This window comes from Lactobacillus acetotolerans DSM 20749 = JCM 3825 (genome assembly GCF_001436775.1).
Taxonomy (GTDB): Bacteria; Bacillota; Bacilli; order Lactobacillales; family Lactobacillaceae; genus Lactobacillus; species Lactobacillus acetotolerans.
Genome location: NZ_AYZC01000057.1, coordinates 1 through 7,373 on the forward strand (window position 1 = coordinate 1; position 7,373 = coordinate 7,373).

5 protein-coding genes and 1 pseudogene are annotated in these 7,373 nt (G+C 35.0%); 2 read left to right on the forward strand and 4 right to left on the reverse strand.

Translation table 11 applies throughout. From position 1 onward, the window contains the following. Positions 1–82: 82 nt before the first annotated feature. From FC77_RS07090 to FC77_RS07105, 4 genes and pseudogenes are all read right to left on the reverse strand, one after another. Entirely contained in the window at positions 83–268 is a 186-nt protein-coding gene (locus FC77_RS07090; protein ID WP_054682241.1) for a hypothetical protein, read from the reverse strand. A 224-nt stretch (positions 269–492) separates the two neighbouring features. Further along, a pseudogene (locus FC77_RS07095) lies at positions 493–1,814 on the reverse strand (MFS transporter). A gap of 179 nt (positions 1,815–1,993) precedes the next feature. After that, positions 1,994–3,343 carry a glucose-6-phosphate isomerase gene (locus tag FC77_RS07100; protein WP_054682240.1) on the reverse strand — a complete coding sequence of 450 codons (1,350 nt, stop codon included), beginning with the start codon at positions 3,341–3,343 and terminating at the stop codon, positions 1,994–1,996. Positions 3,344–3,430: 87 nt separating this feature from the next. Next, positions 3,431–4,045: a VanZ family protein gene (locus FC77_RS07105; protein ID WP_056970944.1), complete on the reverse strand. Its 615-nt coding sequence runs from the start codon at positions 4,043–4,045 to the stop codon at positions 3,431–3,433. A 149-nt stretch (positions 4,046–4,194) separates the two neighbouring features. On the opposite strand from FC77_RS07105, the gene FC77_RS07110 reads away from it, so the two are divergent. Further along, positions 4,195–6,387: an LTA synthase family protein gene (locus tag FC77_RS07110; protein ID WP_188864932.1), complete on the forward strand. Its 2,193-nt coding sequence runs from the start codon at positions 4,195–4,197 to the stop codon at positions 6,385–6,387. Between the two features lie 15 nt (positions 6,388–6,402). Next, a complete protein-coding gene (locus tag FC77_RS07115; RefSeq protein WP_056970943.1) occupies positions 6,403–7,281 on the forward strand; it encodes an SPFH domain-containing protein in 879 nt (292 codons plus the stop codon). The last annotated feature ends 92 nt before the right edge of the window (positions 7,282–7,373 follow it).

Consider the following 7,373-nt stretch of genomic DNA (forward strand, 5'->3'; position numbering starts at 1 on the left):
AAAGAAAATTGTGTAAATTTGTAATAAACTAACGTCCAGTTTTAGGGGTTAGCTTCAGCCTTTTTTCATTCTATAAATTATTTTATTTCTTTTGGCACTTTTTGTGACCTGGTAAGAAGTAACAGATCAAATCTACTACAGCTTCAGCAAGCATACCGCCTGACATCCAGTACATAGCCGGCATCATTTGACCAGTAAAACTGAAGTAAGCAGTAATAGCATAAATAATAACCCATAAAATCTTCATATAAACGTTATCGCACATCATCTTAAAAAACCTCTTTTTTCTTTAATCCTTTACTTAAATTATAATGATAATTTTAAAAAATGTAAGCGTTTTTTACGTTTTTTAATTATTGTACGATAACTTATTAAAAATGGTTATTTCAGAAGCCAGTGTTATCAAATGTTTACAGCTGTCAGCGTAAAAAATATTTTTATTACAGCAATTTATAACATAACAAAAATTAATAAATAAATTATAGCTGTAATTTAATCCTTATTTGTTGCTCTCTCAAGCTTAAACATAGTCCAATAACAAAGCAAAATAATAACACTTGCTACTACCAACACAAGAAAAGCAATTCTGCTTCCGTGCGCGGTCAACTGTGCATAACTACCCTGCTTCTTTTGCCAGGTCGAGATAATAGTTGCCATAACAGTGGTCCCAATTGAACCAGCATATTGCTGACCAGTTTCAAACACAGCTGTGGCATCAGTATGAAGATTATCAGATTGGATTTTCATTCCTTCCGCCATCGTATTATTGAACGCCATCTGCCTACCGATCATCATTAAAGCAAAGAAAATGACGACCATCATAGTTGATAAACTTAAGCCAAAAACAGTTAATAATAGACAGCCAACTAAACAAATCCACGTACCTGTATAAAGTGGTAATTTTGCACCCTTAAAATCATAAAGGTGGCCAAACCATGGATTAAGAATTGCCGCAATAATACTGCCTGGAAGTAGAATTAATCCACCAATAAGAGAAGATGAATGATTTACAATTTGGACATAATTAGGCAAAACAAAACTAGTTCCTAAATTAATAAATTGAAGAAGTAAATATGCGATCACAGCACAAGCAAATGCTTTATTCTTAAAGACATCTAAATTGATCAGTTTTTTCTTGCTAACTTTAGAAAGTTTAATGAATACGTAAATTAACAAAGCCACTGCCAGCATACTTACCCAGAACCAGATATTGTTTAAGCCATTGCTAATTTGATCAAAGCCAATACTAAAGATCACCATAGCTGCCGCAATAACAAAGTAGCTGAGCCAGTCAAAACTAGGATGTTTCTTTTCATGGTATTGACCAATTACAAAGAGGCCAACAATCAGCACAATTGCTGCCAATCCAACCACAATATGGAAAATCAAACGCCAATTAAAGAAGTAAATAATACTGCCGCCAAAGTTGGGCCTAATGTGGGAGCAAGTACTATTACCAAACCGGCAATTCCCATATAAAAGCCCCATTTAGCACGGGGCATTAACTCAACTACCAAATTAAACAAAAGCGGAATAGATAATCCCGCACCAAACGAGGATATCAACCGTCCGATCAGTAAAACTGGAAAAGAATTAGCAATTCCAGCAGTTAACGAACCGATGATAAATGCAATTGCTGCCGTCAAAAATAATTGTCTAGCAGAAAACCGCTCATTCAAATAAGAGCTGGAAACCATAATAATAGCAATCATCAGCAGATAACCAGTTGTTGTCCATTGAACCGTACCCAAACCAACATGAAATTGCTTCATCAATGTTGGAAAAGTTACATTTAAACTCGTTTCAGTCAGAATCGAAACAAATGCCATGAAAGCACAGTTGATAATAGCTAAAACATGTTTTAATGTTACCTTTTTCTCTTTCACAAAAATTCTCCTTTCAAATGAAAAAGAGTAAAAGCTATTTGCTTCTACTCTTTCTTTAATTGGTTAAGCACCAATTATATTAAACGTACACTATCAAATGTACTGAGTTATTTTGCTTCATTAAAGCGCTTAGTTAAGTCATCATGTAAGTCTTCATAACCCGGCTTGTTAAGTAAGCCAAACATATTACGCTTGTATTCTTCAACACCTGGCTGGTTGAATGGGTTAATTCCATTCAAGTAGCCAGAAATAGCAATAGCTAATTCGAAGAAGTAAATAAGGTAGCCTAACGTATGCTCAGTTTGATCTGGAATGTTAACAGTCATAACTGGAACACCACCATCAGTGTGAGCCAAAACAACACCTTCATAGGCATGCTCATTTACGTAATTCAAACTCTTGCCCTTTAAGAAATCAAGTTGATCTAAGTTTCTTGCATCTTCAGGAATCTTAACGTCATGAGTTGGATTTTCAACTCGGATAACCGTTTCAAATAAGTTACGAAGTCCTTCTTGAATGTATTGACCAACTGAGTGTAAATCAGTAGTAAAGTTGGCACTTGCTGGGAAGATACCCTTTTGATCTTTACCTTCAGACTCACCCATTAATTGTTTGCACCATTCGCTAAACATTCTTAATGTTGGTTCATAGTTTTCAACGATTTCAGTAGTAAAGCCTTTGCGGTACAAAATATTACGCAATGCGGCGTATTGATAAGGTGTTGACTTCTTTAAGTCAGTGTCAGTGTAATCGGCACGAGCATCAGCTGCACCCTTCATTAACTGATCAATGTCAGCACCTGAAGCTGCTATTGGAAGTAAGCCGACTGGTGTCAGAACACTATAACGACCACCAACGTCATCTGGAACTACAAATTCTTCATATCCTTCTGCATCAGCTTCAGTCTTTAAAGCACCCTTCTTACGGTCAGTGGTTGCATAAATCCGCTTAGAAGCTTCATCTTTACCATACTTCTTAACTAATTTATCTTTGAAAATTCTAAATGCAACGGATGGCTCAGTGGTAGTACCGGACTTGGAAATTACGTTAACACTAAAGTCCTTATCACCTAACCAGTTGATTAAATCATAAAGATAAGAACCTGATAATGAGTTACCACAAAAGACAACTATTGGGTACTTACCTTTTTCTTTACCATAAAATGCACCGTTCAAAAATTCAATTGCAGCTTGTGCACCTAAGTAAGAACCGCCAATACCGATACAGATTAAAACATCTGAATCGCCTTGGATTTTCTTTGCGGCTTTCTTAATTCGATTAAACTCATCTTTATCATAATCTACTGGCAAATCTAACCAACCACGAAAGTCGTTACCGGCTCCGGTACCATCTCGAAGTTCAGTATTAGCAGCGTTAACTAAAGCTTGCATTTCACCTAATTCGTTCTTATGTACAAATGGCGTTAGTTTACTACTATCAAATTTAATTAAACTCATAAATCTGCTCCCTAACTAGATAAATTTATATATTACATAAATCTATTTTAGCAATCTTATTTAGTAAATACCAGTATCCTCCATTATTTAGAAGTTTTTCCTAATTCGTTTATACACTAAATAAAGAAGATACCCTAAAATAGTACCACAAGTATTAAAGAAAACATCATCAATATCACTTACGCCGGTTTCTAAAAGGAATTGCATCCCCTCGATAATAACTGAGAAAATGATCCCAAATAAAATAACCCGCCAAAATGTCTGCTTTTTTGAGAAAACAATTGGTGTTAAAAGTCCAATAGGAATAAAGCATAAAACGTTCCCAAATGAATTATAAATAAAGTCGACCCTACTTTGTGCATAAAACATTTTCCATGTTTCCTTCATAAAGACAAGGTTAATATCACTTAAGGGCCTGTCGAAATGAAATGTGAGTTGCCACGGAAAGTATGTATCCCGAAAGGTAGTTAACATTAAAACTAAAATAATGTAAAAAGCAAATAACCACAACATAGCTTCCGATCTAATCGTCCTACGCCTGCGGACAAAAAGAAGCCAAATCAGGCGCAAAACCACGAAGATTAAAAAATATAAAATCGTTTTATCAATTGCTAATAAACTTAATTTTATCAATGCAAAATGATTAATTCGCGTAGCGTAAAGACGTGCTAATAAATTATAAAGTGGTCCTAAAAAAAGCATATGACTAATCAATTCCCTATATAAGTAAGTTTCAATATAAATTATACTCATTTTTTTAGTGATAATTCTTAAAAAATGTGTAACTCTTACGAAAAGATTGTCTAAATACCTTTTAACCTTTAAAATTAGGGTAATTAAAGGAGACCTTTATGGTGAAAAAGAGAGATTTTACAAATTTTATTCAAACTCGCACTGGCTTTTTCACGCTCTTAGTAGTGCTTTTTTGGATTAAATATCTTTTTGTAGCTTATTTTGATTTTAATTTAGGACTTTCTGACCCATACCAACACATTATTATGTGGACAAGTCCTTTAGGTACAGCAATTTTACTTATTGGTATCGGTTTCTATTTTCCTAAACCAATTATTTCTTATATTGCTATGCTGTTCATGGATTTCCTAAATACGGTGCTTTTGTTCGCAAATGTTCTGTATTACCGGCAATTTTCTGACTTCCTAACCGTTAAAACCATGACAAATGCTGGCAAAGTAGCTCCAGGACTGGGTAAAAGTGCAGTAGCACTACTTCATCCAACAGATTTTATAATTTGGCTAGATCTAATTATTATCATCATTTTACTTGCAATTAAAGAAATTAAAATTGACCCTAAATCATACGGGCTCTTAACACCCTTTGCAATTACATCTATTGGAGCCTTTTTGCTTGGTTTAAATATGTTTCTAGCCGAATCCTCTCGTCCCCGGCTTTTGCGTAATACCTTTGACCGCTCATACGTTGTTAAATATCTGGGTATTGATACTTATACTGTTTATGATGGCATTAAAAGTGCGCAAACGGTTCAGGTAACTAAAAATGCAAATGCGTCGGATTTGAATAATATTTTAACCTTTACTAAACAAAATCAAATTCCCGCAAGCAGCAGCTACTTTGGTAAGGAAAAAGGTAAAAATGTCATTATTATCCACCTGGAAAGTTTCCAACAATTTTTAATTAATTTAAAGGTCAACGACAAAGAAGTAACCCCATTTTTAAATTCAATTTATAAAAACCAACATACCATCAGTTTTGACAACTTTTATCATCAAGTTGGGCTTGGACGAACCAGTGATGCCGAAAACATGTTGGAAACTGGTACTTACGGTATTTCTGATGGCTCGCTTTTTACCTCATTGGGTTCAGAAAACACCTTTCAGGCTGCCCCGCAGATATTGCGTAATCAAGGCTATACGTCCGCTGTTTTTCATGGGAACGTAGGCACCTTTTGGAACAGAAATGATGTTTATAAGAATCTAGGCTACAATTATTTCTTCGACCAAAATTATTATAGCCGGGCTAGCAACGATAAAATTGGTTACGGATTAAAAGATAAGTTATTGTTTGCCGAAAGCATTAAATATCTGGAGCAAATGCAACAACCGTTCTATACGAAATTTATCACTGTCACTAACCACATTCCATTTTCAATGGATCAAGAAGACCTAGATCCAAAGTTTAAGACTACCGACACCCAAGACGAGACAATCAATAATTACTTTCAAACTGCTCATTACTTAGATGAAGCGGTCCATGAATTCTTTAACTACTTAAAGAGTTCCGGTCTTTACAAAAATACGACGGTAATCATTTATGGTGATCACTATGGTCTAACTAACTCTGAAAATAAAACCTTGGCCCCAATTATTGGGGAGAGTTCTGATACCTGGAACACCTATAATAATGTACAAATGCAACGAGTACCGTTTATGATCCACGCTCCTAACCTAAAAGGTAAAATTAACCATGAGGTTTCTGGTGAAATTGATGTTCTGCCTACTTTGCTTCATCTTTTAGGAGTTTCAAACAAGAATTATATTCAATTTGGCAATGACCTACTTTCACCTCAATATAAACCGTGGGTAGTCTTCCGTAATGGGACTATTGTCAGTCAAAAGTATGTTATTGTTGGTGGTAAAGGTATAAAAGGCACGGTTTATGATCGTAAAAATGGTAAAGAAATCATCAATTTCACGCCAGAGGAAAAAGTAGAAATTAGCCAGTTAGCCAAAATTGGTAAAAAGTCACTTAAATATTCTGATCTGCTCAATAATCATAACTTGCTTAGATACTACACACCAATAGGTTTTATCCCAACCAATCCATCCCAATTTGATTACTCAACTAACTTCCAGCAAATGGAAAAATTACAAAGTGAATTAGGTTCTAAATCCACCTCTTTGTACACCCACCATCATGGTTCAACCACTGGTTTATATAAAACCGATGCACCTGAATTGGAAAATCGCCAAGAAGAAATTAATCAAATTCCAGAAAACGTCCGGGATAATCAATTAATTGAGGATGAAAATAAATCTAACAAAAAATCTAGTAAATCCAATAATTAAAAGGAGGAAATTATTATGAATACATTTTTCATTTTATTACTAGTTATCGTCATTTTATTAGTCATATACGTAGCAGCAGGATTTCGCGTTGTACCCCAAAATAATGAAGGTTTAGTTGAAACTCTAGGTAAATATACACGAACCGTCAAAGCTGGATTTGTTTTCATCTGGCCATTTTTTCAACGAATTCGCCGGGTTTCATTAGCCTTACAGCCTTTAGAGATTTCTAAATATTCAATTATTACCAAGGATAATGCTGAAATTACTACCAGTTTAACTTTAAACTATTTAGTAACCAATTCTTACAAATATTTCTACAACAATACTGATTCCGTTGAATCAATGGTTCAACTTATCCGCGGTCATTTACGAGATATTATCGGACGAATTGATTTAAATGAAGCATTAGGTTCTACTAGCCGAATTAATTCTCAGTTATCTAAGGCTATCGGAGATTTAACCGATATCTATGGTATCCGGGTTGTTCGGGTCAACGTCGATGAGTTGCTACCTAGCCCAGAAATTCAACGAGCAATGGACAAACAGTTAACCGCTGACCGTGAGAAAGTTGCCACTATTAAAAAAGCTGAAGGTGCCGCTAAGAACATTGAATTAACTACTAAAGCTAAAAATGAAGCCTTAATCGCCACTGCTAAAGCCAAGGCCGAAGCAGTTAAGACCCAAGCTAATGCAGATGCATACCGAATTGATCAGTTACAAGCTAGCTTAGCCAAAGCAAGCGATGGTTACTTTAGAAACCAAAGCTTAGATAGCTTTAATCATTTGGCAGAAGGCCCGGATAACTTGGTCGTAGTTGGAAAAGATGAAATGAGTAATCTAGGTGCAGTCCCAGCGATCAAAAAAGTTTGGGATAAATCTGATGATAAAAAATAAACTTTAAATTTACATACTAAAAGGACCATTTCTACTGTAATAGGCCCAAAAAGTTGGACACTTTTGGGGCTTTTACTATGTCTAAATTAAAT